General features: G+C 62.8%; 22 protein-coding genes. 19 read left to right on the top strand and 3 right to left on the bottom strand.

Annotated features, from left to right (window positions below; genetic code table 11):
* The first annotated feature begins 566 nt into the window (after positions 1-566).
* From gpt to ACW5W7_RS08445, 6 genes are all read left to right on the top strand, one after another.
* The gene (gene gpt / locus ACW5W7_RS08470) at positions 567-1,034 is read left to right on the top strand and encodes a xanthine phosphoribosyltransferase (protein ID WP_349919318.1); all 468 of its coding nucleotides are present in this window, start codon (positions 567-569) and stop codon (positions 1,032-1,034) included.
* A gap of 170 nt (positions 1,035-1,204) precedes the next feature.
* Positions 1,205-2,473, top strand: a complete 1,269-nt coding sequence (gene frsA / locus ACW5W7_RS08465; protein ID WP_456501421.1) for an esterase FrsA — start codon at positions 1,205-1,207, stop codon at positions 2,471-2,473.
* Between the two features lie 62 nt (positions 2,474-2,535).
* Complete coding sequence (crl, locus tag ACW5W7_RS08460; RefSeq protein ID WP_434663812.1) at positions 2,536-2,928, top strand: sigma factor-binding protein Crl; 393 nt, start codon at positions 2,536-2,538, stop codon at positions 2,926-2,928.
* A gap of 178 nt (positions 2,929-3,106) precedes the next feature.
* Positions 3,107-4,210: a glutamate 5-kinase gene (gene proB / locus ACW5W7_RS08455; protein ID WP_349919315.1), complete on the top strand. Its 1,104-nt coding sequence runs from the start codon at positions 3,107-3,109 to the stop codon at positions 4,208-4,210.
* Positions 4,211-4,267: 57 nt separating this feature from the next.
* The gene (locus ACW5W7_RS08450; RefSeq protein WP_456501420.1) at positions 4,268-5,572 is read left to right on the top strand and encodes a glutamate-5-semialdehyde dehydrogenase; all 1,305 of its coding nucleotides are present in this window, start codon (positions 4,268-4,270) and stop codon (positions 5,570-5,572) included.
* 156 nt (positions 5,573-5,728) lie between these two features.
* Positions 5,729-6,364, top strand: coding sequence for a murein L,D-transpeptidase catalytic domain family protein (locus ACW5W7_RS08445; RefSeq protein ID WP_456501419.1), 636 nt, complete (start codon positions 5,729-5,731; stop codon positions 6,362-6,364).
* 57 nt (positions 6,365-6,421) lie between these two features.
* Here the strand turns inward: ACW5W7_RS08445 and ACW5W7_RS08440 are convergent, their stop codons facing one another.
* Complete coding sequence (locus ACW5W7_RS08440) at positions 6,422-6,850, bottom strand: universal stress protein (RefSeq protein WP_349919311.1); 429 nt, start codon at positions 6,848-6,850, stop codon at positions 6,422-6,424.
* A gap of 186 nt (positions 6,851-7,036) precedes the next feature.
* Here ACW5W7_RS08440 and ACW5W7_RS08435 point away from each other — a divergent pair, with 186 nt between their 5' ends.
* On the top strand, positions 7,037-7,771 hold the full coding sequence (locus ACW5W7_RS08435; protein ID WP_456501418.1) for a hypothetical protein: 735 nt from the start codon (positions 7,037-7,039) through the stop codon (positions 7,769-7,771).
* Between the two features lie 160 nt (positions 7,772-7,931).
* Here ACW5W7_RS08435 and ACW5W7_RS08430 read toward each other — a convergent pair whose 3' ends face one another.
* On the bottom strand, positions 7,932-8,447 hold the full coding sequence (locus ACW5W7_RS08430; protein WP_456501417.1) for an RNA methyltransferase: 516 nt from the start codon (positions 8,445-8,447) through the stop codon (positions 7,932-7,934).
* A gap of 308 nt (positions 8,448-8,755) precedes the next feature.
* Between ACW5W7_RS08430 and ACW5W7_RS08425 the strand changes: the two genes are divergently transcribed.
* The 12 genes from ACW5W7_RS08425 to ACW5W7_RS08370 all read left to right on the top strand — a co-directional run bounded on the left by ACW5W7_RS08425 (position 8,756) and on the right by ACW5W7_RS08370 (position 24,037).
* Complete coding sequence (locus ACW5W7_RS08425) at positions 8,756-11,386, top strand: nitrate reductase (RefSeq protein ID WP_456501416.1); 2,631 nt, start codon at positions 8,756-8,758, stop codon at positions 11,384-11,386.
* A gap of 28 nt (positions 11,387-11,414) precedes the next feature.
* A complete protein-coding gene (gene cobA, locus ACW5W7_RS08420) occupies positions 11,415-12,173 on the top strand; it encodes a uroporphyrinogen-III C-methyltransferase (protein WP_456501415.1) in 759 nt (252 codons plus the stop codon).
* A 126-nt stretch (positions 12,174-12,299) separates the two neighbouring features.
* Positions 12,300-12,884, top strand: coding sequence for an ANTAR domain-containing response regulator (locus ACW5W7_RS08415; RefSeq protein ID WP_456501414.1), 585 nt, complete (start codon positions 12,300-12,302; stop codon positions 12,882-12,884).
* 295 nt (positions 12,885-13,179) lie between these two features.
* Positions 13,180-14,538, top strand: a complete 1,359-nt coding sequence (locus ACW5W7_RS08410) for a CmpA/NrtA family ABC transporter substrate-binding protein (protein ID WP_456501413.1) — start codon at positions 13,180-13,182, stop codon at positions 14,536-14,538.
* Between the two features lie 14 nt (positions 14,539-14,552).
* The gene (locus tag ACW5W7_RS08405) at positions 14,553-15,494 is read left to right on the top strand and encodes an ABC transporter permease (RefSeq protein WP_456501412.1); all 942 of its coding nucleotides are present in this window, start codon (positions 14,553-14,555) and stop codon (positions 15,492-15,494) included.
* 94 nt (positions 15,495-15,588) lie between these two features.
* Positions 15,589-16,413, top strand: coding sequence for a nitrate ABC transporter ATP-binding protein (locus ACW5W7_RS08400; protein WP_434663789.1), 825 nt, complete (start codon positions 15,589-15,591; stop codon positions 16,411-16,413).
* Positions 16,414-16,567: 154 nt separating this feature from the next.
* Positions 16,568-19,102, top strand: coding sequence for a nitrite reductase large subunit NirB (nirB, locus tag ACW5W7_RS08395; RefSeq protein ID WP_456501464.1), 2,535 nt, complete (start codon positions 16,568-16,570; stop codon positions 19,100-19,102).
* A gap of 46 nt (positions 19,103-19,148) precedes the next feature.
* Positions 19,149-19,508: a nitrite reductase small subunit NirD gene (gene nirD / locus ACW5W7_RS08390; RefSeq protein WP_456501411.1), complete on the top strand. Its 360-nt coding sequence runs from the start codon at positions 19,149-19,151 to the stop codon at positions 19,506-19,508.
* 146 nt (positions 19,509-19,654) lie between these two features.
* Positions 19,655-20,746, top strand: coding sequence for a PfkB family carbohydrate kinase (locus tag ACW5W7_RS08385; protein WP_456501410.1), 1,092 nt, complete (start codon positions 19,655-19,657; stop codon positions 20,744-20,746).
* Positions 20,740-21,648: a pseudouridine-5'-phosphate glycosidase gene (locus ACW5W7_RS08380; RefSeq protein ID WP_456501409.1), complete on the top strand. Its 909-nt coding sequence runs from the start codon at positions 20,740-20,742 to the stop codon at positions 21,646-21,648. Before ACW5W7_RS08385 ends, ACW5W7_RS08380 begins: the two co-directional genes overlap by 7 nt.
* A 417-nt stretch (positions 21,649-22,065) precedes the next feature.
* A complete protein-coding gene (locus ACW5W7_RS08375) occupies positions 22,066-23,043 on the top strand; it encodes a cytochrome c peroxidase (protein ID WP_434663783.1) in 978 nt (325 codons plus the stop codon).
* A gap of 244 nt (positions 23,044-23,287) precedes the next feature.
* Positions 23,288-24,037 carry a DNA/RNA non-specific endonuclease gene (locus ACW5W7_RS08370; RefSeq protein ID WP_456501408.1) on the top strand — a complete coding sequence of 250 codons (750 nt, stop codon included), beginning with the start codon at positions 23,288-23,290 and terminating at the stop codon, positions 24,035-24,037.
* Positions 24,038-24,087: 50 nt separating this feature from the next.
* Here ACW5W7_RS08370 and ACW5W7_RS08365 read toward each other — a convergent pair whose 3' ends face one another.
* On the bottom strand, positions 24,088-24,297 hold the full coding sequence (locus ACW5W7_RS08365; RefSeq protein ID WP_456501407.1) for a hypothetical protein: 210 nt from the start codon (positions 24,295-24,297) through the stop codon (positions 24,088-24,090).
* Between the last annotated feature and the right edge of the window lie 26 nt (positions 24,298-24,323).

Genomic DNA, 24,323 nt, shown 5'->3' with positions numbered 1-24,323 from the left:
AACTTGTTAAGCAATCAGGAGTATTAATATGTCAGGCAGCAATTCAACCTATTGGTTTGCCCAGTCTCTCTATACCCAGGGTTTCAACTATCCGAACCCCTACGCCAACCGTCGTTAAGGCGGGTTGTCAGCCAGACTGACGACCGAATCGACAGACAGCAGGTGTGCGAGGCCTCGAACCTCCCCCTGCTATTTTTTTACCTGAAATCTGGCAAGACGCGGGGCAAGGCCGGCGCAATGCCGTGTCAGACGGTTCTCATCATGAAGCCATGAACGATTTTTCCCGCTTTTCGCATACGTTTGTCAGGCAATCTGCTGGCAAAGAGTGCTATCATGCTGGCCCAACAGCCGGTCTGGATTCCCGCCCTCTCGTGTGAGCAGGCCGCCAGCTATGCCCATCCTGCTTCCATTGCATCAGCGTTTGCTGCCGAGGGTCTTCTCCCGAGGCGGCCCAAGTGCAAGCCGAATTTGGCGGCAGGGGGCCAGAATTGACAGTGGTCGAGCCGTTTGGGGTTCGGAGCTGGTTTTTAAGTGATTGTTTTATATAACTCTTCGAGATCGATATTATGCCAAAGAAATTTTACGTGTCCTGGGACAACCTGCAACGTGAAGCCCGCCGTCTGGCCCGTCGCCAGTTGCCTGTCAGCCAATGGAAAGGGATCATCGCGGTCAGCCGCGGCGGCCTGGTACCGGCCGCGCTGATGGCCCGTGAACTTGGCATTCGCAATGTCGAAACCCTCTGCATCTCCAGCTATGACCACAACAGCCAGCGTGAGCTGGTGGTGGTGAAGGCCGCGACCACGGCCGGCGATGGCGAAGGCTGGCTGGTGGTGGACGATCTGGTGGACACCGGCGGTACCGCCAAGGCAATCCGCGAGCTCTACCCCAAGGCCAAGTTCATCACCATCTTTGCCAAGCCCATGGGCGAGCCGCTGGTGGACGACTTCGAAGTCGCCATCCCGCAGGATACCTGGATTGAGCAACCCTGGGACATGGCGCTGGAATTCGCCAACCCCATCTGCGACGAAGAGTAAGTCCATCGCTGGCGCCACGCGGCGACGACAAGTCGATGGCACCGTCAGCATGACGGCGTCAGAAAGGTTTCAAAGGGCCCCACTTAGGGGCCCTGTTTTTTTATGCTATGGCTGCCGGGCGTGAAAAGTGGTTAAGATGGCCCATAGCCTGAGACAGAAGAGCGACGATTTTGGAACCAAACAACGATACCAACCTGACGGAAAAGCTGTTCACCCGGGTCAAAAAGGTATTGGAAACCTCCGAGATATCCAACTCCAGCCCGGTCGAGGAGCACGACAGCGCCCTGGCCGAGAGCTTCATCGACGGTGCCCTCTCGCCCCACTGGTACCGGCTGCTGCGCCGACCGACCTGGGCCTGGCAGGGCGCGGATCCGGTGGAGGTGGAGCAGACGCTCGCCCACATCGCCATGGGGCAGGGGGAGCGCAGCCATGAGCGGTTCCTCGATACCATCAAGGGCTATGTGCCCGGCAACTGGGTGTACGAGTGGAGCCAGCTGGGGGGTCGTTACTTCAATCAGGGGCGTGAGCAGGCGAGTCAGGGGGAGCGGGAAGCCGCCCTGAAGAATCTGCTCAAGGCGGTGCGTTACTACTCCATCGCCAGTTATCCCCATCTCAAGCACGACGAACTGGCGGATCAGGCGCAGTTGCTCGGCAACATGGCGTACCGCGAGGCGGGACGCCTGTTCAAGGTCCCTCTCAAGGAGTTGCAGGTACCGTTTCGGGGTAAGACCATCCAGGGGTATCTGCACCTGCCGACCACAGAGAAACCCGTGCCCCTGGTCATCGTCAGCGGCGGCATCGACTCGTTGCAGGTGGATTTTCTCAGCTTCTACTTCAAATGCCTCGAACCCCACGGCATCGGCATGCTCTCCCTGGACATGCCGGGCACCGGTTATGCCGAACACTGGCCCCTGGTGCAGGACACCAGCCGGTTGCATCAGGCGGTGCTGCACCATCTGGCCGAGGTGGCCTGGGTGGATCATCAGCGGATCGCCATGGTGGGATTCCGGCTGGCGGGCAATGTGGCGGCGCGCCTTGCCTATATAGAGCCGTTCAAGCTGCGGACCGTGGTCTGCATCGGCGCAGGCATCAATCAGGTGTTCACCAACCAGGAGATGTTTGCCCGCTGCCCGCGCATGATGCGCGACGGTCTGGCGAACCGGCTGGGGGCCGATGCGGCCCAGTGGGATCTGCTGCGCACCAAGTGTCAGGTCTTCTCCCTCAAGACGCAGGGTCTGCTGGGGAGTCGCACCTCTGTGCCGATATTGAGTATCGGGCACAAGCGAGATTTTATTTGTCCCGAGCAGGATGTCCGAGCATTGGCCTCCGCCAGCCGCAATGGCAAGGCGGTGGTGTTTGACAAACAGCCTCTGCTAGAGGTCTATGACGAGGCGCTGAAAGAGACGGTTGATTGGCTCAAGAAGCACCTATGTACATGATGCAAAACTAAAAGTGTCACATCACCATGTGATGGTATGGCTTGTTCAACAGGGAGGTTAGCATGTCAGAGAGAGTGACCTACAAGCGCTTGCTGCGGCAATTCGCCGCCATTGGCCCCTATCTGCGCGAAGATCTGTGCGAAGAGGGGCGCTACCGCTTCGACTGTCTGTCGGTCTGCGTCAGCGCCAAACCGGCGCCGGACAAACGGGAGTTCTGGGGTTGGTGGCTGGTGTTGGAGCAGGACGATCACCACTTCAGCTATCACTACCAGGTCGGTTTCTACAACGCGGACGGGGAGTGGATAGACAAGCCGCTGCCCAAGAAGCATCAGGCGGAGGTGGAGCGTACCCTCAACCACTTCTACAAGCTCATCAGTGGCAAACTTGCCACCCTGGAGTGCAAGCTCTCGCCTGCCGAGCAGGTGACCAACGAGCTGAGTGTCACCGCCGCCTGACTCATGCCGGCCCCGTCACCACGGGGCCGTTTTCCCATGCTCTCTGCCTTCCCGTGACGTCAAATGCGCGCTTGGCGTACAGTTTCGCCATCATGACCGCGACTCGGCGTAATTGCCTTGCAGGGCAGGGGGGCCGTGGGTATAAAGGGATTCCTTACTTTTTAGCCTCTTAGTTCCCATGGAAAACAGAACCATAGTCGTCAAACTGGGCACCAGCGTGCTCACCGGGGGATCTGCCCGCCTCAACCGTGCCCACATGGTCGAGTTGGTCAGACAGTGTGCCGCGTTGCACCGTGATGGCCATCGCGTCGTCATGGTCACCTCCGGGGCCATCGCCGCCGGTCGTGAACACCTTGGCCACCCTCCCTTGGCGCCGACCCTGCCCAACAAGCAGATGCTGGCGGCCGTGGGCCAGACCCAGCTCATCCGGGTGTGGCAAGACTTGTTCAATCTCTATGGGCTGCATATCGGCCAGATGTTGCTGACTCGCGCCGATCTGGAAGACAGGGAGCGCTATCTCAATGCCCGCGATACCCTGCGCACCCTGCTCGATCACCGCATCATCCCCGTCATCAACGAGAACGACGCTGTGGCCACCGCCGAGATCAAGGTGGGGGACAACGACAACCTCTCCGCCCGTGCCGCCATTTTAGCGGATGCGGACTTGCTGATCCTGCTCACGGATCAGAAAGGGCTCTTCACTGCCGATCCCCGCAGCAATCCGGATGCCCAGCTCATCGAAGAGGTGCAGACCATAGACGACACCCTGCGCAAGCTGGCCGGTGACAGCGTCAGCGGCCTGGGAACGGGTGGCATGGCCACCAAGCTGCAGGCGGCCGACGTGGCGCGCCGGGCCGGGGTCAACGTGGTGATCGCCACCGGCCAGATCCCGGAAGTGGTTGGCCGTCTGGCCAAGGGGGAGCGGGTCGGCACCCTGTTCCCGGCCCTGGCATCCCCGCTGGAGGGGCGCAAGAGCTGGATCTTGGCAGGCCCGCCCCCCCATGGCGAGGTACAGGTGGATCAGGGGGCCGTCGCCGCCATGCAGGAGAAAGGATCCAGCCTGTTGCCCAAGGGCATCATTGCGGTGAAAGGGGACTTCGCCCGGGGCGAGGTGGTACGCATTCTCGACCCCAAAGGGAGCGAGCTGGCACGGGGTATCTGCCGTTATGATCACATCGAGCTGGACAAGTTGCGCGGCGTGCATTCGGATCAGATAGAACAGGTATTGGGTTACGGCTATGGCGCCGTGGCCATTCACCGCGACGATATGGTACTGCTGTAAGGCGGTACGCTTGGGCCCAGCCAGGAATAGGTTCATTAACATGGGCCGTTCGCACAGATGATATGGCACCGCGCCAACGCGGTGCCTCAGGTTGAAAGAGGACATGTTATGAGTCTGGAGAAAATGGGGCAGGCCGCCCGCGAAGCCGCCTACCAGCTGGCCACCATCAGCACGGCGCAGAAGAACCGGGCGCTGGCCGCCATCGCCGACGAACTGGAAGCGCGCAGCCCCCAGATCCTGGCCGCCAACGAGAAAGACATCGCGGCGGGCCGGGAGGCGGGTCTCTCCGAGGCCATGCTGGATCGGCTGCTGCTCAACCCGACACGCCTCGCCGGCATAGTCGCGGATGTGCGCAAGGTGATCACGCTGGATGATCCGGTCGGTGCCGAGATCGACAACCGGGTGCTGGAGAACGGCCTGCGCCTCTCTCGTCGCCGGGTGCCGATCGGTGTCATCGGCGTCATCTACGAGGCGCGCCCCAATGTCACCATCGACATCGCCAGCCTCTGCCTCAAGACCGGCAACGCCAGCATCCTGCGCGGCGGTCGGGAAACGTTCCACTCCAACCTGGAGCTGGTGCGGGTGATCCAGTCCGCGCTGACGGCCTCCGGCCTGCCCGGTGACGCGGTGCAGTACATCGACAATCCGGATCGTGCCCTAGTGGGTGAGCTGCTGCGCCTCGATCGCTACGTGGACATGATCATCCCCCGCGGCGGCGCCGGCCTGCACAAGATGTGCAAGGAGAACAGCTCCATCCCCGTCATCATCGGTGGCTTCGGCATCAGCCATATCTTCGTGGACGAGAGCGCGGATCTGACCCGGGCCCTCGCGGTCATCGACAACGCCAAGGTGCAGCGCCCCTCCGCCTGCAACGCCCTCGATACCCTGCTGGTCCATGAGAAGGTGGCAGCTGAGCTGCTGCCACGACTGGCCGGGCTGATGAATGAACGCAAGGTGACCCTGGTCGCGACCCCGGAATCCTTGCCGCTGCTGGTGGATGCCGACAACCTGAGCGCCGCGGCCGCAGAGGATTTTGACACCGAGTGGCTGGGGCTGACCCTGGGGGTCAAGCTGGTGGCGGATGTGAACGAGGCGCTTGCCCACATGCGCGAGCACAATGCCGGCCACTCCGATGCCATCCTGACCAACGATCTGGCGAACGCCGAGCGTTTCGTCAACGGGGCGGGGTCGGCGGCGGTCTATGTCAATGCATCCACCCGTTTCACCGATGGCGGCCAGTTTGGTCTCGGTGCCGAGGTGGCGGTCTCGACCCAGATGCTGCACGCCCGTGGCCCCATGGGGCTGACCGAACTCACCAGCTACAAATGGGTAGGGGTGGCGGATTACCTGAGCCGCGCCTGAGTCGGTTCTTGTTGCCCTCATCGGAAATGCCGACGTCTGTCGGCATTTTTATGCTTTTTTATTGCGCCCCATCAGGGGCTTGCATATAACTATCCAGCAAGCCGTGGCGAGATTTTGCTCACTAGGCTACCAGCAAAAACGGGAGCAATTTCAAGGATGAAACAGACAAGCTGGATGACACGGCTGGGTTGGCTCTGGATGAGCCTGCCGTTGCTGCTGGGGGCACTCTGCTTCAGTGGTACCAGTCAGGCGAGCTGGGATCAGGATCTCTATCGTCAACTGGGTCTGGCTGGCAAGCTCGACAAACAGGTGTTTCGCAAGGCGCTCAGCGGCTATCAAAGCGTGCGCCACAAGCGAAAGCCCATTCTCACCATCATCGATTACAGCAAACCCTCGAATCAGCGCCGGCTGTTCGTCATTGACGTCAAGCGCCACAAGCTGCTCTACCACACCTGGGTCAGTCATGGCCGCAACTCCGGCGAGCTGGCGGCGCGCCAGTTCTCCAATCAGCTCAACTCAAGGCAGAGCTCCCTCGGGGTCTATCGCACGGCGGAGACTTACCAGGGCAAGCACGGTTACTCCCTGCGTCTCGATGGCTTGAGCCCCGGCAAGAACAGCAATGCCCGCAAGCGTGCCATCGTGGTGCACGGGGCGGATTACGCGAGTCCGCGGCACCTGCAAAAATATGACAAGCTGGGCCGCAGCTGGGGTTGCCCCGCCCTGCCGAGGGAGCAGTCCAGGGCCATCATCGACATCATCAAGGGGGGGAGCGTCATCTACGCTCACGGCTGAGCAGAAAACACAAGGCCAGCACTGGGCTGGCCTTGTCATCCAAGCAGGGCGTACGGGTTAACGCACCACCAGCACCGGACAGGGGGCGTGGCGTACCACGGATTCGGCGACACTGCCTACCAGCAGGTGGCTGATGCCGGAGCGTCCGTGGCTGCCCATGATCACCATATTCACCTTGTCCTCCTTCGCCTGCTGCACTATCTCGTCGGCGGCACGGCCGAAGCGCACTTCGAAGGTGGCGGGAATGGGCAGGGTGGCAACCAGCTCCTTGAGTTGGCTCTTGGCCTGGCGCTCCATCTCGTGGGTGATCTCGATGGCGGTCATGTGCAGGATCTTGTAGCTGTCGAAACCGTGCAGTTGGTCCACCACGTGGATCAGCTTGAGCTCGGCCTGATGGGTCTGGGCCATGAAGACCGCATAGTCGAGCACGGCCTTGGACATCTCGGAGAAGTCGACGGGGCAGAGTAGCGATTTGATGGATGGCATGATGTGGCTCCTCTTCTGGTTGGGTCACTAATGAATCTTGTGATCCATACTACCTCTTTAGGTGGTAATAACTCACGACTCGCTCGCAAAACCGGGAAAAGATGGGAGCCGACGCGAGAACTTCCTATGCTGTGTTAAGGCGTGAACAGACGGCCAACAGCGTCATCTCCAAGGAAAAACAGGTACATGCTCCGTGCTATCTTGTTGTGCAGCCTACTGCTTATCTGGCCCGCCCGGGCCGACACCATACATGTCTATTGCGATGACTGGCCCGGTTTCTGTCAGGCGGATGGTCACGGCGTCTATCTGGACATAGTGCGCGCCATCTATAAACCTGCCGGCTACGGCATTCATCCGCACATCGTGCCCTACAAGCGGGCGCTGGCGGTGGTGGCGCAGAAGGGGGGGGACATGGCGATGGGGGTCTACCAGGAGGAGGTGGACGGAGTGCATCAACCCCGCTTCCCGGCTTCGGCAGATGACGTGACCGTGCTGATGAAAACGAAATGGCTGCCTGGCTGGGAAGGGGAGCAGAGTCTTCGGGATCAGGATGTGCTCTGGCTGCGAGGCTGGGCGTTTGACAAGTTCATCTCCGAGCCCATGCGCTGGTATGAGATAGACAGCCATGCCATGGCGCTGCAACTGCTGGCCAAGGGGCGCTATCGCTACTACCTGACCGCCGGGGTGCTCTATCCAAAGGCAGACATTCCCCCCGACATGACCCGGGTGTTTCTGCGCTGGGTGCCGACTTACCCCATCTTTGCCGACAACGAGAAAGGGCGGCAACTGGCACAGCTATGGGATCCCGGCATGCAATCCTTGATCAAAACCGGCGCACTTATGGATCTCTACAGGCGCAACCAGCTCTATGAATACTACCGGGATTTTTTGAAGGCGCAGACGCAGAGCCTGGACAAATGACGGCCCGTGCCTGGTTGCCCGGCCGCCGTTTTCATTACCGATGACCTGTCTGTCATTGGGTAATTCTTCAGATTTTTTCTCTGTCTGTTAGGTTTTTACAGATAATCTATTTGATAATGCATTGAATTCTGGTTTATTGTGCTGTCACGTCAGGGCTGTGTCAGGCTTCCCGTTTCGCTCTCAGCTCCTTGGCCAGCCGATCATAGAGGATGACGTTGACCGAGGCGGCCAGGTTCATGCAGCCATGGGTCGGCACATAGATGACCTCCTTCACCGCCGCGAAGCGCTCGGGCTCCAGCGTGCCATCCTCCGGGCCGAAGATGTAGAAGGCCCGCTCGGGATGCACATAATCCGGTAGCGAGGTCGCCCCCTCGATGAGATCCACCAGCACCGGGGTGCAGCCAGCGGGAACGAACTCCAGCAGATTGTCGACCCCGAGCAGGGGGATCTTCTCCACCATCTGTTTGGTGTCGGTGGCAAAACGGCGTGCCAGCTCGAAACGACTGCCGGTGTAGTAGACCTCCTGCGCCCCGTAGCAACCCGCCGCCCGCATCACGGCCCCCACGTTCTCCGGTGACTTGGGATTGACCAGACCAATGGCGCAGCGGATGGCTGCCGCGGGCGCCTGCGAAAGAGGCGCCGCCTGCGCCTTGTTGTCCTGATCGACGTTGTTCATCTGATACACCTCTGTGATTGCAGGGGCGCATTATACCCCTGCTCCGGCATTTGCCCATCGGTGGCCATGTCCGTGCTCCGGGGCCCCATTCGGGGGCAACTGCACCTTGCCGGATCAGGAGCGGGCGCCATCATCCCCCGGCAGCGGGGGGGCCGCGTCATGGATCCTGGCGCGAGCCTTGCAATGCACTGACAAGATGAATGAGACCATGCCGGACAAAGGCGTCCGTCCCCCTTGGGGGGCGGGCGCCTTTTTCATTTGGCACGGTGAGGCGGCAGCCGGGCAGTCCGGTGACAAGGAGCAAGGGAATGAAGACCACCTGTGCCTACTGTGGAGTGGGATGCGGCATCCGGTTGAACCGGGAGGGAGAAGGATGGCAATTGACGGGGGACGAGCAGCACCCCGCCAATGGCGGTGCCCTGTGCGTCAAGGGGGCCAGCCTCTTGGAGAGTCTGGACTTTCCTGATCGACTGCTCTACCCGCGCTGGCAGGGCAAGCGGGTCAGTTGGGACGAGGCGCTCGATACCCTCGCCGAGCGTCTGACCCGGATCCTCGCGGAATCCGGGCCAGGCGCCATCGGCATCTATCTGTCGGGTCAGCTCACCACGGAGGATTACTACGTCGCCAACAAGTTGATGAAGGGGTTTATCGGCAGCGCCCATGTGGACACCAACTCCCGGCTCTGCATGTCATCTGCGGTGGTGGCCCATCAGCGGGCTTTCGGCGAGGATCTGGTGCCCGCCTGTTATGAGGATATGGAGTTGGCGGATCTGGTGATCCTCACCGGGGCCAATACCGCCTGGACCCACCCCGTGCTGTTTCGCCGCCTGCAACAGGCCAGGGTGCGGCGGCCGGAGCTCAAGCTGGTGGTGCTGGATCCGCGCCGCACCATGACGGCGGAGCAGGGAGATCTGCACCTGGCGCTCAAACCCGGCAGTGATGTGGCGCTCTGGAACGGGCTCTGTCGTTACCTGCTCGACCACGATGGCTGGGACAAGGAGTACGTGGCGCACCACGTCAGCGGCTTTGCAGAGTTGGCGGCCGAGCTGGACTCCCCCGAGTGGCAGCTGGAGGCGGTAGCCAGGAGTTGCGACCTATCCCAGAGCGATCTGCTCGGCTTCTATCGCCTGTTCGCACGCACCCCGCGCACCGTCACCCTGTTTTGCCAGGGGATCAATCAGTCCAATCAGGGAGTGGACAAGGCCAATGCCATCATCAATGCACACCTGCTGTGCGGGCGCATCGGCAAACCGGGGGCGGCGCCCTTCTCCATGACGGGCCAACCCAATGCCATGGGCGGGCGCGAGGTGGGGGGATTGGCGACCCAGCTGGCGGCCCACATGGGATTCACAGAAGTCGAGTGCGATCGGGTGCAACGCTTCTGGCAGAGTCCGACCATAGTGCGGGGGCCGGGTTACAAGGCGGTCGAGTTGCTCGAGGCCGTACACAGAGGGGAGATCCGCGCGCTCTGGGTGCTCGGCACCAACCCGGCCGTCTCTCTGCCCGACGGCAACCGGGTGCGGGAGGCCCTGGCCAGCTGCGAGCTGCTGGTGGTCTCCGAGGTGACGGCCAACACCGACACGGCGCGGCTGGCCCATCTGCTGCTCCCTGCCGCCGCCTGGGGGGAGAAGGGCGGCACCGTCACCAATTCCGAACGTACCATCAGCCGCCAGCGCGCCTTCCTGCCCATGCCGGGTGAGGCGAGGCCGGACTGGTGGGCGCTGACCCAGCTCGCCCGCCGCCTCGGCTTCGGTGCGGCGTTTGCCTACGACCATGAACACGCGATCTTCTGTGAGCATGCGGCGCTCTCCGGCTTCGAGAACGAGGGGGAGCGTCAGTTCGACATCTCCGGCCTGGCGCAGTTGTCACGGGCCGAGTTTGAGGCGCTGACCCCCCTTCGCTGGCCCATCAACGATCGCTGGCCGCAGGGGCGTGCCCGCCTGTTCGAGGATGGCCGCTTTGCCACGGCGGATGGGCGGGCCAGATTGTTGCCACTGCACCAGCAGTTCCCCTCATCCGTGGCCCTGACGGCCTTGCCGCAAGGGGGGGCACTCTCTTTGCTGCTCAACTCGGGGCGGCTGCGGGATCAGTGGCACACCATGACCCGTACCGGCCACGTGCCCCGCCTGCAGGAGGCCGAGCCCTGGCCCAGGGTGAGGATGGGGGCGGCCAGCCTGCTGGCGCTGGGACTCAAGGAGGGGGATCTGGTGCGGCTGCACAACGCATCGGGAGAGGCGCGGCTGCGAGTCGGGCTGGATGAGGGGCTGCGGGAGGGGGAAGCTTTCCTGCCCATGCACTGGACCGACAGCCAGTGCAGCCAGGGGGCGGTCAATCGCCTCCTCCCCGCCGTGGTCGACCCGCTCTCTGGCCAACCCATGTTCAAACAGGGGCGGGTATGGGTGGAGCCCCAGCCGACCCGTTGGCAGGGGCTCTGGATTGGTTCGCAGTCATGGCGTGAACCGATGGACTGGTGGGCGAGTCGCCCCCTGCCAGAGGGGCATTGCACCCTGCTGGCCTCCTGGTCTGAGTCCCAGGAGGCACTCTGGCAACGGCTGGCCCAGGCTGGCCACTGGCTGAGGTTGCCCCTGGCCCAGGGCTGGTGCGCGGTGGCGCTCCAGCAGGGGCGCATCGCTGGCTTGCTGGTGGTGGGGGAGAAGTACCCGGATCTGAAAACCGAACTGCTGGCCAGTCTGCTGGGGACCCCCCTGCAAGGGGGGGCGCTGAGTCAGACCCTGAGCACTGCCCTGCTGGGGGAGAGCCGGCTGGTCTGCTCCTGCCTGCGGGTGTCGGAGCAACGCATCGTCGATGCCATCACCCGGCAGGGGGTGAGCGAGCTGGCGGGGCTGCAAGCCCTGCTTGGCTGTGGCAGCAACTGCGGCACCTGCCTGCCCGAAATCGACAAGCTGCTGATCAAACACGTTTACATCGCCTCCGCCTGAGGGCGGCTATCAACACGAGGAGAATGAGATGAGCCATATCAGCCTGGTGGGGGCCGGACCCGGCCCTGTGGAGCTGCTGACCTTGCGCGCCTTGCGGCGCATCGAGGCCGCCGAGGTGGTGGTCTACGATCGCCTGGTGGGCGAAGAGATCCTGGCCTGCATTCCCAAGGGGGCCGCCCGTTTCGACGTGGGCAAACGCTGTGGTGAGCCGAGCCCGAGCCAGAGTCAGATCAACGCCCTGTTGCTGGCGCTGGCCCGCACCGGCAAGCGGGTGGTGCGACTCAAGGGGGGGGATCCCCTGGTGTTTGGTCGTGGTGGAGAAGAAGCGCTGCACCTGGCCCGTCACGGCATCCAGGCCGAGCTGGTGCCCGGCATCACGGCCGCCCTGGGCTGCGCCGCCAGTGCCGCCATTCCCTTGACCCACAGGGGGGTAGCCCGTTCGCTGACCCTGATCACCGGCCACCTGATGGAGGAGGAAGACTATCAGGGCTGGCAGGCGCTGGCACGCAGCGGCCATACCCTGGTGTTCTACATGGGACTGGAGCGGGCAGGCAGGATCCGCCGTGGATTGCTGGCGGCCGGCGCTCCCCCTGATCTGCCGGTGGCCCTGGTGGTGGCCGGGTGCAGCCCCCGGCAGCAAGTGGTGGAGACCCGGCTGGACGCCTTGGCGCAGGCGGCTGAGTCTCTGCTCGGCCAGAGCCCGGTGCTCATCATGATGGGGGAGGTGGTACGCCTGCGGTCCGAGCTGGACAGCCTGCTGGGACAGGCCATGGAACGGGTCGCCTGAGCGGCCGGCAGGCCCTCTACCTCCACTACCTCTGGAGGAATAAAAAAGGGGTAGATTCAAACAGTTGGCTCTCATGTTGCGTCTTTTTGGCGAAACGGAATGCAATCGCCATTGGCAAGGAGCGCCATGACAACAATGTCCACGGGGAGCCGCACCGGCCCCCCTTCCTGCCTGCTGATCCACGCCGATGATCCGGGCCAGGCCAATCGCCTGGCCCTGCTGGTCAGTCACTATGGCCATCAGCCCAGGATCCTCGACACTCGCCAGTTGCTGAGCCCGGATGTGGAGGGGGATGCTCTGCTCATCAGCAGTCGTCGTTTCGAGGCCGAAGTGAGGCTCGGCCTCTCCCTTCGGATCGGGCTGCCCCGGCTGCTGTTTTGCGAGCGGATCGGGAGCGAGCAACAGATGTCGCTGCTGCAGCAAGGGGTGCTGCTGATACCCCACGGCTGCGGCGAGCGCGAGCCGGTGGAGCAGTGGCTGCGCCTCGCCCGCAGCCAGCTGGCCGTGGTACAGGCGCTGGCCCGGACCGAGAGTGAACTGCGCCAGAAGCTGGTGGAGCGGCGCCTGGTCGAGCAGGCCAAGGGGCGGCTGATGCGTCATCAGGGGCTGGACGAGGAGCAGGCTTATCGACTGATGCGCAGCACCGCCATGAGCCGCCATCTGAGCCTGGGGGAGCTGGCCCGGCAACTGCTGCTGGCGTTGCCCGGTTGAATGGGGCAGCAAACGCCACTTTGGTGCAAGCGTGCCTCAACAAGGCGCAAATAGGGGAGGAGAGGCGCCATCATAACGAGGAACCCCGTGCCCGCCGGGCATCAAGCAGATTGGCATGAAAAATGAATCACTGAGACTGTGAACAAGCAAGCGGAGGGAGGGGCCAGTTCCTCTCCTCCGCAACAGGGCAAAGAGGCCTCACCGATCCCGGATCGGTGGGGCTTTTTTTTGGTCGCCGTGCGGCAACGAGGCCCATTGCGATCGCCCGGAACAGTGAACCGAGCGAGGGAATCGAATGAACAAGAGACAAGGATGCGCGGGCCTGTTGTTGGCGATGCTGTCGCTGCCGGGGCTGGCGAAGGTGGGGGCTCCCGAGCAGGAGGAGATCCGGCTCGGTTTCATCAAGCTGACCGACATGGCGCCGCTCGCGGTGGCCTATGAGCGCGGCTACTTCGAAGACGAGGGGCTCTACGTCACCCTGGAGGCTCAGGCGAACTGGAAGATCCTGCTGGATCGGGTGATCGATGGCGAGCTGGATGGCGCCCAGATGCTGGCGGGCCAACCCCTGGCGGCTCACATCGGCATCGGCACCAAGGCCGAGCTGGTGACGGCCTTTGCCATGGATCTCAACGGCAATGCCATCACGGTCGCCAATCCGGTGTGGGCCGCCATGGCCACCCAGCTGCCCAAAGCGGTGGCGGGCCAGGTGCCGGCGCCGGTCAGTGCCGCCACCCTCAAGCCCGTGGTGGAGCAATACCGGCAGGCGGGCAAGCCGTTCAACATGGGGATGGTGTTTCCCGTCTCCCCCCACAACTACGAACTCAGGTACTGGCTGGCAGCCGGTGGGCTGAACCCCGGCTTCTATGCCCCCCTGCAGGGGGACAACTCGGGCCAGCGTCAGGCCGATGTGCTGCTGTCGGTCACCCCGCCGCCCCAGATGCCCGCGACCCTGGAGGCGGGCACCATCGCCGGTTACAGCGTGGGAGAGCCCTGGAACCAGCAGGCGGTGGCCAAGGGGATAGGGGTACCCGTCATCACCGATCTCGAGATCTGGCGCAACAACCCGGAGAAGGTGTTTGGGGTCACCCGCCAGTGGGCCGAACGTCATCCCAACAGCCATATCCGCTTGGTGAAGGCGCTGCTGAGGGCGGCCTGGTGGCTGGATGCCGAGCAAAATGCCAACCGACGCGAGGCGGCCAAACTGCTGGCAAAACCGGAATACGTGGGGGCGGATGAGGGGGTGATCGCCAACTCCATGACCGGCACCTTCGAATATGGCAAGGGGGATGTGCGCCAGCTGCCGGATTTCAACGTCTTCTTTCGTCATCACGCCACCTATCCCTACTACTCGGACGCCATCTGGTATCTGACCCAGATGCGGCGCTGGGGCCAGATCCCCGAGGCGCAGCCTGATACCTGGTTCGAGCAGGTGGCGAAGGCCGTCTATCGCCCGGAGATCTACCGTCAGGCGGCCGAAGAGCTGATCGCCGAGGGCAAGTTCAAGGCACAGGATTTCCCCGATTTTGCCAGCGAGCAGGGTTATCGGGGCCCTCAGGATGGCTTCATCGATGGCCTCATCTACGACGGCCGTCACCCGAATGCCTATCTGCAACAGTTCGCCATCGGCCTCAAGGGCGATGAGCGGGTGCAATGAGCAAGGAGCCCATGATGCAAGGATACAGATGGCAACAGATATTGACTCCCCTGGTGCAACCCCTGCTCGGTGTGCTGCTGTTTCTCGGCCTCTGGCAGTGGGGGGCAAGCCAGGTGCAAACCAGTCTGGGAGCCCTGCCGGGGCCGCTTGCGACCGCCAGCCAATTCTGGGCTCTGGGACAGGATCACCTGGCGGAGCGGGAGAAGGCGGATGCCTTCCTCGAGCGCCAGAAGGTGCGCAATGCCGAGCGGCTGGCCGAGGATCCGGCGGCGAAGGTGAAGCTGCGTCCCTATACCGGGCGTCCCACCTTCTTCGACCAGATCGCCACCAGCCTGCTCACCGTGCTGTGCGGTTTCGGGCTCGCGACCCTGGTAGCCATTCCGTGCGGGGTGCTGCTCGGCATGAATCAGGGGCTCTATCGCGCCGCCAACCCGGTCATCCAGCTGCTCAAACCGGTATCGCCCCTGGCCTGGCTGCCCCTCATCACCCTGGTGGTGAGCGCGCTCTACGCCAGCCCGACGCCCTGGCTTGCGAAGTCATTTCTCACCTCGGCGCTGACGGTCACCCTCTGTTCCCTCTGGCCGACCCTGATCAACACCGCCGTCGGGGTGGCGGGGCTGGACAGGGATCTGCACAACGTCAGCCGGGTGTTGCAACTGTCGTTTGTGACCCATGTGCGCCGCATCGTGCTGCCCGGCGCCCTGCCCATGATCTTCACCGGCCTGCGGCTCTCCCTCGGGGTGGCCTGGATGGTGCTGATCGCGGCGGAGATGCTGGCCCAGAACCCGGGGCTTGGCAAGTTCGTCTGGGACGAGTTCCAGAGCGGTGGCGCCTCCTCCTTGGCCCGCATCATGGTGGCGGTGATCACCATAGGGCTCATCGGTTGCGCACTGGACAGGGGCATGCTGGCCCTGCAGCAGTGGCTCTCCTGGGACAAGCGCCAGGTATTGCGCTAAGCGAGCCCGTCACCCCTGCTGCATCGCAACGCGATGCCGGTAGAGGGGGAGGTGGCGTTGGGACGGGACACACATTCAGGCAGGAGAAGTGCCAATGAAGAGTTATCTGCAAATTAGCGATGTGGGCATGTGGTTCGACACCGACAAGGGGCGCTTCGATGCCCTCAGCCGGGTCAACCTGCGTATCGAGCGGGGGGAGTTTGTCTCCCTCATCGGCCACTCGGGCTGCGGCAAGAGCACTGTGCTCAACCTGGTGGCCGGGCTCCTGGAGCCGACCACGGGAGGCATCATTCTGGACGGGCGCGAAGTGGTGGGACCGGGGCCGGAGCGGGCCATGGTATTCCAGAATCACGCCCTGCTGCCCTGGCTCAGCGTGCAGCAGAACGTGGCGCTGGCCGCCAGTCAGGTGGAGCCGGACAAACGGGCCGTGGCGGACAGGGTCGACTACTACCTCTCCCTGGTGCAGATGGATCACGCCAGCCACAAGATGCCCCACGAGTTGTCCGGGGGGATGAAGCAGCGGGTCGGCATCGCCCGCGCCCTGTCGCTCTCCCCCAAGGTATTGCTGATGGACGAGCCGTTCGGTGCCCTCGATGCCCTGACCCGGGCCCATCTGCAGGACGCGCTCATGGTCATCCAGGCGGAGCTCAACAACACCGTCATCATGATCACCCATGACGTGGACGAGGCGGTGTTGCTGTCGGATCGCATCGTCATGATGACCAATGGCCCGGCCGCCACCGTCGGAGAGATCCTGGCGGTGGATCTGCCAAGGCCCAGGGACAGGGTCGCCCTGGCGGATGACGCGCATTACCACAGACTGCGCCAGCAGGTGCTGCGCTTCCTCTACGAGAAGCAGCGCAAGGTGACGCCCCTCAAGGCCGTCGATCAGCCAGTGCGCGGCAAGCAGCGTGCCTGAGCCCCTATCGGATTCAAGGAAGAGAGAGATGGATAACAAACAGAGCATGTCGGTGGGCAATGATCCGGATCTGAGGGGCGGCGACGTTTCCGGATCCCCCGAGACGATTGGCAAGCAAAAGTCGCTGGTGACTGGTAATGGCATGGATGATGAGATGGATCATCACTTCGTAACATCGCCCGAGAAGGTTGAAAAACAGCGGTTGCTGGTGATTGGCAATGGCATGGTTGGCCATCATTTCGTCGAGCAGCTGGTGGCGGCCGGTGGACTGAAGCAGTTTGACGTGATTGTGCTCGGCGCCGAGCCGGATCCCGCCTATGACAGGGTGCACCTGTCGGAGGTATTCGGTGGCAAGGCGCCCGAGGCGCTGCGCATGGCCGATCCCGTCTGGTATGAAGAGCAGGGCATCGCGCTGCGGCTGGGGGCCGAGGTGGAGGTGCTGGACAGGGATGCCCGCATTCTCACTCTCGCCAGCGGCGAGCGATTGGGCTACGACCGTCTGGTGCTGGCGACCGGCTCCGTCCCCTTCGTACCGCCCATCCCCGGCCATGGGCGGGAGGGGTGTTTCGTCTACCGCACCCTGGGCGATCTTGCCGCCATCCGGGATGCCTGCGCCGGGGCCAGGAGCGGCGTGGTCATCGGGGGCGGCCTGCTCGGGCTGGAGGCGGCCAATGCCTTGCGCCTGCTCGGCCTCGATACCCAGGTGGTGGAGTTCGCCCCGCGCCTGATGCCGGTACAGCTCGACGAGAGCGGCGGCGCCGTGCTGCGGGACAAGATCCGGGCCCTCGGGGTCGAGGTGCTGGTGGAGAAGGCCACCGAGTGCATTGAAGACGGGGAGCAGGCTCGCCATCGCCTCTGCTTCAAGGATGGATCTCATCTGGAGACCGACGTGCTGCTCTTCTCCGCCGGCATTCGTCCCGCCGACAGCCTGGCTCGCCAGGCCGGGCTGAGCATTGGCGAGCGTGGCGGTATCTGCATCGATGACGGCTGCCACAGCTCGGATCCTGCCATCCTGGCCATCGGCGAGTGCGCGCTCTGGCAGGGGCGCATCTTCGGGCTGGTGGCCCCGGGCTACCAGATGGCGCGCGCCGCCGTGGCCAGCCTGTGCGGTGGCGAGACCCGCTTCGCGGGGGCCGACATGTCCACCAAGCTCAAGTTGATGGGGGTGGACGTAGGCTCCATCGGCGATGCCCACGCCAGCACCCCAGGCGCCCAGGAGCTGCTGCTGCTGGACAGGGTCAACGGCATCTACAAGAAGCTGGTGACCGATGGGGAAGGGGAGAAACTGCTCGGTGCCATCCTGGTGGGGGAGGGGGCGGACTATGAGCGGCTGCTGCAGTACTACCAGAATGGCATGGCGCTGCCCCTGCCACCCCTCTCCCTGCTGGTGGGGGAGAGTGGCGGTACGCCGGCCCCCATGGTGCTGCCGGACAGCGCCATCCTCTGCTCCTGCCACAACGTCAGCAAGGGGGCTGTGGTGGCGGCGGTCAAGGCGGGCAATCACGAGTTGAGCGCAGTGAAGAGCTGCACCAAGGCGGGCACGGGCTGCGGCGGTTGCAGCAACCTGCTCAAGCAGGTGGTGGAGCAGACTCTGGCCGAAATCGGGGTCGAGGCGGACAAGGGATTGTGCGAACACTTTGCCCACAGCCGCCAGGAGCTCTACCACCTGGCCCGGGTCGGCGAGCTGAAGAGCTTCGAGGCGCTGCGCGACAAACACGGCCAGGGGCTGGGGTGCGACATCTGCCGGCCGACAGTGGCCTCCATTCTGGCGTCGCTGTGGAACGAGCACGTGCTGGAGAAGCCCCACCGCGCCTTGCAAGATACCAACGACGCCTTCCTCGCCAACCTGCAAAAAGACGGTACCTACTCGGTGGTGCCGCGCATCCCGGGGGGGGAGATCACCCCCCAGGGGCTCATCACCATCGGCGAGGTGGCACGCAAGTACGGCCTCTATACCAAGATCACCGGCGGCCAGCGCATCGATCTGTTCGGTGCCCGGGTCGATCAGTTGCCCGCCATCTGGGGCGAGCTGGTGGCGGCGGGGTTCGAGACCGGTCAGGCCTACGGCAAGTCGGTGCGTACCGTGAAGTCCTGTGTGGGGTCGACCTGGTGCCGCTATGGGGTGCAGGACTCCATGACCCTGACCCAGACCCTGGAGAATCGTTACAAGGGGCTGCGGGCTCCCCACAAGCTGAAGTTCGCCGTCTCCGGCTGCACCCGGGAGTGTGCCGAGGCTCAGAGCAAGGACATCGGCGTCATCGCCACCGAACGGGGCTGGAACCTCTATGTGTGCGGCAATGGCGGCATGCGGCCGCGCCACGCCGACCTCTTCGCCACCGATCTCGACGAGGTGACCCTGATCCGCTACATCGACCGGCTGCTGATGTTCTACGTGCGTACCGGCGATCGTCTGCAACGCACCTCGGTCTGGATGGAGGGAATGGAAGGGGGGCTCGACTACCTGAAGTCGGTCATCATCGAGGACAAACTCGGCATCGGGGCCGAATTGGAGGTGATGATGGCGGAGATAGTCGGCAGCTGGCAATGCGAGTGGAAGAGCACCCTGGCGGATCCGGACAAGCTGAAGCTGTTCGAGGCTTTCGTCAACCGGCCCGAGGACGAGACCCCTCCTCGCAGGCAGGAGCGGGGGCAGTGGGTGCCGGACATCGGCATCAAGGAGGTGATATGAGCCAGGAGCCCGGGTTCGAACCCGTCATCCACAGGGAGGAGAAGCGATGAATGCATTCAAGGAAAACATGCTGTCTTGCGAGCACGGTGAATGGTTGCGGGTGTGCGCCCTCTCGGCCCTGCCGGTGCAGGCGGGACGCAGCGCCTGGTTGAAGGGGCGGGCGTTGGCCCTGTTCCGGCTCGGGGAGCGAGTCTATGCGCTGGATGCCGTGGATCCCCTGGCCGGGGTGGCGGTGCTGGGCCGCGGGTTGGTGGGAGATTGCGGCGGTGAGCCCGTGGTTGCCTCCCCCCTCTACAAACAGCGCTACGCCCTGGTCGATGGCCGCTGTCTGGATGATCCCGCCCTGAGCGTGACGACCTGGCCCGTGATGCTGGCCGATGAGGCGGTATGGGTATTGCTCGATTAACCAGAACCAAATGAAAATCTTTTTTCGATCGCCGGGCCCATGTCCGGCGATTTTCTGTGGTGCAGGCGACATTTTTTGCACAAAACCCTGGCAGGAAAACCTTTGCGGAGAATAATGGACAAACGTTTGCAATTGGATGTTTGTCTATGACGGAGCGTGAACAAGAGATCCTCGCCCTGCTGCGCCAGGATCCCATGATTGCCCAGCAGGATCTGGCGGACAGGCTCGGCATCAGCCGCTCGGCGCTGGCGAGCCATATCTCCAGCCTGATGCGCCAGGGCTATGTGCAGGGACGCGGCTATGTGTTGCGCGAAGGACCCTACGCCGTGGTGATCGGCGGAGCCAACATGGATATCTGCGGCAGCAGCCGCGACAACTTGCGCATCGGGGATTCCAACCCGGGTCGGGTGAGTACCTCCGCCGGCGGGGTGGGACGCAACATCGCCGAGAACCTGGCGCGCCTCGGCACCGATACCCGGCTGCTGACTGCGGTGGGCAACGATCAGTACGGCCACCACCTGCTGGAGGTGAGCCAGCGCGCCGGTGTCGACGTACGCCAGGTGCTCATGCTGGAGGGTCAGTCGACCTCCTGCTACCTCAGCCTGCACGATGGCAGCGGCGAGATGAGCTGCGCCGTCAACGACATGGGGATCATCGACGAGCTGACACCCGCAAGACTGGCCCCCCTCGGCGGCTTCCTGGGAGCAGCCCGGCTCTGGGTGCTCGACACCAACCTCGCGACTCACACCCTGGACTGGCTGTTCGAGCGTCAGGGGGAGCACATCATCTTCGTCGACACCGTCTCCGTGGCCAAGGTGGAGAAGATCCGCCCCTGGCTGCATCGCATCCACACCCTCAAACCCAACCGCAGCGAGGCCGAACAGCTGTGCGGTTTCACCATCGCCGGGCCCGACACCTGGCCCATGGCGGCGGCCTGGTTCCACCGCGCCGGGGTGCAGCGACTGTTCCTGAGCCTGGGTGATCAGGGGATCTTCTATAGCGACGGGGAGAGTCAGGGCCATCTGTCCGTGCTCGGCAGCCCCGTCGTCAACGTGACTGGCGGCGGCGATGCCTTCATGGCAGGGCTGGCCCACGCCTGGTTGCAGGAGCAGACCATGGCTGAAACGACTCGCTTCGCCCTCGGTTGCGCCGCCCTTACCGTCAATTGTCCCGATACCGTCTTTTCCGGCCTCTCCAAGGCCGCCGTTGAACGCTTGCTGGAGGAGTACCCATGTTGAACGCTTACCTCGATATCCAACCTGAAGTCGCCGCCGCCCTGGCCGCGGGCAAACCCGTAGTGGCTCTGGAGTCCACCATCATCTCCCATGGCATGCCCTATCCACAGAACGTGGAGACGGCGCGCCAGGTTGAACAGGTGGTGCGCGACAACGGCGCCGTGCCGGCCACCATCGCCATCCTGGATGGCTGCCTCAAGGTGGGTCTGGATGAGGGGGCGCTGGAGGCGCTGGGCAAGGCAGGTCATGCCGTGACCAAGTGCAGCCGCCGCGACATTCCTTTCGTGCTGGCGAGCAAGGGGATGGGGGCGACCACGGTCGCGTCTACCATGATCATCGCCGCCATGGCCGGCATCCGTGTCTTCGCCACCGGCGGCATCGGCGGCGTCCACCGCGGCGCCCAGGAGACCTTCGACATCTCCGCGGATTTGCAAGAATTTGCCCAGACCCCGGTGGCCGTGGTGTGTGCCGGTGCAAAGTCCATACTCGACATCGGTCTGACCCTGGAGTACCTGGAGACCCAGGGGGTGCCGGTCATCGGTTACCAGACCGAGGAGCTGCCCGCCTTCTACACCCGCGAGAGCGGCTTCAAGGTGGATTACCGTCTCGATACCCCGGCGGCCATTGCCGAGGCACTGCGCCTCAAGTGGGAGCTGGGACTGGCTGGTGGCGCCGTGGTGACCAATCCCATCCCGGCCCAGTTCGCCATGCCCAAGGCCGACATCGATGCCGCCATCGCACAAGCCCTGCGTGAGGCGGATGAACAGGGGGTCAAGGGCAAGGAGTCCACTCCCTTCCTGCTGGCCAGGGTGTGTGAGCTGACCGGCGGCAACTCCCTGGCTTCCAACATCCAGCTGGTGCTGAACAACGCCGCTCTGGGGGCGCGCATCGCCGCCAGCCTGTGATAGGTGCCAACGTCAGATAACGAGAGGGGGCCACAGGCCCCTTTTTCATGAATACAGGGAAGAGGCGTCCGGCAGGGGGGAAATAGATCGTCAATATCATCGATCGTTATTTAACGGTGTATGTTAAATGCATGAAATAATGACGAGAGATGATCTGCATATTTAATAATCGCTTTATTCAATGACCTCAATCTAATCAATTGGCTGTTATTTCGGCAGCGGCTGTTGATAATCGATGCATCAGAATTCAGTCAAATTTTCTTCGAAAGACCCCGCCCTCATTCCGTCCAAAAAACACAAAGTCATTGTTTTTAATGTGGTTTTAGTGTTTTTCCCTTGATCTTGAACAAATAACACTCAGTCCTACTCCTGCAGGCTGGGAATGCGATGACTCGCAAACTCAAGGGAGAGAGAATAATGAATAAATATAATTTGCTGCTGGTGTTGGCACTGCCCGTGACGGGGTGGGCGAGCGAACCGGTGCAACCGGTGGAAGCGGTCAAGGTGGGTGATCCGGCCAAGGTCGAATTGGGCAAGATGTTGTTCTTCGAGCCGAGGCTCTCCAGATCCAACGCCATCTCGTGCAACTCCTGCCACAACCTGGCGACGGGGGGAGTGGACAATCAGGTCAGCTCCCTCGGTCACAAGTGGAAGGAGGGGCCGATCAACTCGCCGACCGTGCTCAACTCCAGCCTCAATTTCGTGCAGTTCTGGGACGGCCGTGCCAAGGATCTGAAGGAGCAGGCGGCGGGCCCCATCGCCAACCCGCTGGAGATGGCCTTCACCCACAAGCTGGCGGTGGAGACCCTCCACACCCTGCCCGAGTATCGTGACCGTTTCGATGCCGTCTACGGCAAGGCGCAGTTCGGCATCGATGAGGTGACCGACGCCATCGCCGCCTTCGAGGAGACCCTGGTCACCCCCAATGCTCCCTTCGATCGCTGGCTCAAGGGGGATGGCAAGGCGTTGACGGCGCAGCAGCTGACGGGCTACCAGTTGTTCAAGGACAAGGGCTGTACCGCCTGTCACAACGGCGTTGCCATCGGCGGCAACTCCTATCAGAAGATGGGGCTGGTCAAACATTACCAGACCAGCAATCCGGCCCAGGGACGCGGCGCGGTGACCGGTGAGAAGCAGTTCATCGGCTGGTTCAAGGTGCCCACCCTGCGCAACATAGAACTGACCTACCCCTACTTCCACGACGGCGCAGTCTGGGATCTGAAGGAAGCGGTGCAGATCATGGCGGATATCCAGCTCGGCCAGCGGCTGAGCGAGCAGGAGGCCGAGGACATGACGGCCTTCCTCAAGAGCCTGACCGGTGAGCAGCCCCAGATAGTGCTGCCCATGTTGCCGCCGTCCCAACCCGATACCCCGAGACCGCAAGTCAAGAGCTGACCATTCGGCGTACAGGGAAGCGGAGCAAGTCTCCGCTTCTTATCCTGCCTATCTGCTTGATTGCAGAGATAAAGTACCCTATCCACCACAATGACGGGCCGATGACAATCCCCCAGCTGTCCGCCGCTTTTTGGTCAAATTGCCGCCCCCTTCACATTTACGAGATGCTCGTAAAATAGCCGATTGCCTGACTCATCAGACCTGGTGTCAAATCACTCCGCCTAACACAAGGAGTGGCATAATAATGAATAATATTAATAAGTTAGTTCTGGCTATCGGATTTTCTCTCAGCGCTTTCCCGACCCTGGCGGCGGGGTTCCAATGCAAGGATCACGTGACCCTGGGGGTCCCGGGTCAATCCAGTCAGCTGCTCTGCCGGGAAGGTTATGCGGCGGGCTACAACTACGACACCAAGGTGTCTGACTGGGTCTCTTACCGGATGACGGCGGCGAGCGCCCAGGGACAGGTGCCGCGCAAGGATGCCTTCGCCGAGGACAAGGAGGTGCCGGTGCAGTTCCGTGCCACCCTGGCGGACTACAAGGGCTCCGGTTACGACAGGGGACATCAGGCACCGGCAGCCGACATGCGCACCAGTGCGACCACCATGAAGCAGAGTTTCCTGCTGACCAACATGACGCCCCAGTTGCCGGCGCTCAACCAGGGTGCCTGGCGCATCCTGGAGGAGAAGACCCGCCAGTGGGCCATCGCCTATGAGAATGTCCAGGTGATCACCGGCCCCATCTTCACCAACTCGGACGCCTCCATCGGCAACGGTGTGACCGTGCCCCATGCCTATTATCGGGTGGTGATGGACGTGGCCAATCAGGAGGCCATCGCCTTCATACTGCCGCAGCAGAATATTCCGTCCAGCAAGCTGGCAGACTACATAGTTACTGTGGATGCGGTGGAAGAGCAGACGGGACTCGATTTTTTCGCCAGTCTGCCGGATGAACAGGAAGAAGCCATGGAATCCCAGCTGATGGCGATGTGGTGAACAGGGGAAGGAGACCACAGATAGCACAACAGGGGCCGAGGCCCCTGTTGTCATTTGCTTATCTCGTCACCCACTTTATTGACGGTATCCCGGGTGCCATGGCCAATCTCCCGGGTCACATCCCGGGTGGTGTGGCCAATCTCGCGGGTCACGTCCCGGGTGGTGTGTCCCACCGTCCGGCCCGCTTCCTTGATGTGGGTGCAAGCCGAGCTACCCAGCACCAGAGCCAGTGTCAGCAGAACCCTGCCGTTACGCATCATGGGCCGCTCCTTTTGCATGCCATCCA

It is taken from the genome of Aeromonas intestinalis (genome assembly GCF_054052485.1).
The sequence above is the reverse complement of the archived record's forward strand: the minus strand, read 5'-3'. Positions and strand labels throughout refer to the sequence as shown.

Coding starts and splice junctions, on each gene's coding strand:
- gpt (WP_349919318.1), top strand. CDS start 567: ATGCCAAAGAAATTTTACGTGTCCTGGGACAACCTGCAACGTGAAGCC.
- crl (WP_434663812.1), top strand. CDS start 2,536: ATGTCAGAGAGAGTGACCTACAAGCGCTTGCTGCGGCAATTCGCCGCC.
- proB (WP_349919315.1), top strand. CDS start 3,107: ATGGAAAACAGAACCATAGTCGTCAAACTGGGCACCAGCGTGCTCACC.
- ACW5W7_RS08450 (WP_456501420.1), top strand. CDS start 4,268: ATGATATGGCACCGCGCCAACGCGGTGCCTCAGGTTGAAAGAGGACAT.
- ACW5W7_RS08445 (WP_456501419.1), top strand. CDS start 5,729: ATGAAACAGACAAGCTGGATGACACGGCTGGGTTGGCTCTGGATGAGC.
- ACW5W7_RS08440 (WP_349919311.1), bottom strand. CDS start 6,850: ATGCCATCCATCAAATCGCTACTCTGCCCCGTCGACTTCTCCGAGATG.
- ACW5W7_RS08435 (WP_456501418.1), top strand. CDS start 7,037: ATGCTCCGTGCTATCTTGTTGTGCAGCCTACTGCTTATCTGGCCCGCC.
- ACW5W7_RS08430 (WP_456501417.1), bottom strand. CDS start 8,447: ATGAACAACGTCGATCAGGACAACAAGGCGCAGGCGGCGCCTCTTTCG.
- ACW5W7_RS08425 (WP_456501416.1), top strand. CDS start 8,756: ATGAAGACCACCTGTGCCTACTGTGGAGTGGGATGCGGCATCCGGTTG.
- cobA (WP_456501415.1), top strand. CDS start 11,415: ATGAGCCATATCAGCCTGGTGGGGGCCGGACCCGGCCCTGTGGAGCTG.
- ACW5W7_RS08415 (WP_456501414.1), top strand. CDS start 12,300: ATGACAACAATGTCCACGGGGAGCCGCACCGGCCCCCCTTCCTGCCTG.
- ACW5W7_RS08410 (WP_456501413.1), top strand. CDS start 13,180: ATGAACAAGAGACAAGGATGCGCGGGCCTGTTGTTGGCGATGCTGTCG.
- ACW5W7_RS08405 (WP_456501412.1), top strand. CDS start 14,553: ATGCAAGGATACAGATGGCAACAGATATTGACTCCCCTGGTGCAACCC.
- ACW5W7_RS08400 (WP_434663789.1), top strand. CDS start 15,589: ATGAAGAGTTATCTGCAAATTAGCGATGTGGGCATGTGGTTCGACACC.
- nirB (WP_456501464.1), top strand. CDS start 16,568: ATGGATCATCACTTCGTAACATCGCCCGAGAAGGTTGAAAAACAGCGG.
- nirD (WP_456501411.1), top strand. CDS start 19,149: ATGAATGCATTCAAGGAAAACATGCTGTCTTGCGAGCACGGTGAATGG.
- ACW5W7_RS08385 (WP_456501410.1), top strand. CDS start 19,655: ATGACGGAGCGTGAACAAGAGATCCTCGCCCTGCTGCGCCAGGATCCC.
- ACW5W7_RS08380 (WP_456501409.1), top strand. CDS start 20,740: ATGTTGAACGCTTACCTCGATATCCAACCTGAAGTCGCCGCCGCCCTG.
- ACW5W7_RS08375 (WP_434663783.1), top strand. CDS start 22,066: ATGAATAAATATAATTTGCTGCTGGTGTTGGCACTGCCCGTGACGGGG.
- ACW5W7_RS08370 (WP_456501408.1), top strand. CDS start 23,288: ATGAATAATATTAATAAGTTAGTTCTGGCTATCGGATTTTCTCTCAGC.
- ACW5W7_RS08365 (WP_456501407.1), bottom strand. CDS start 24,297: ATGATGCGTAACGGCAGGGTTCTGCTGACACTGGCTCTGGTGCTGGGT.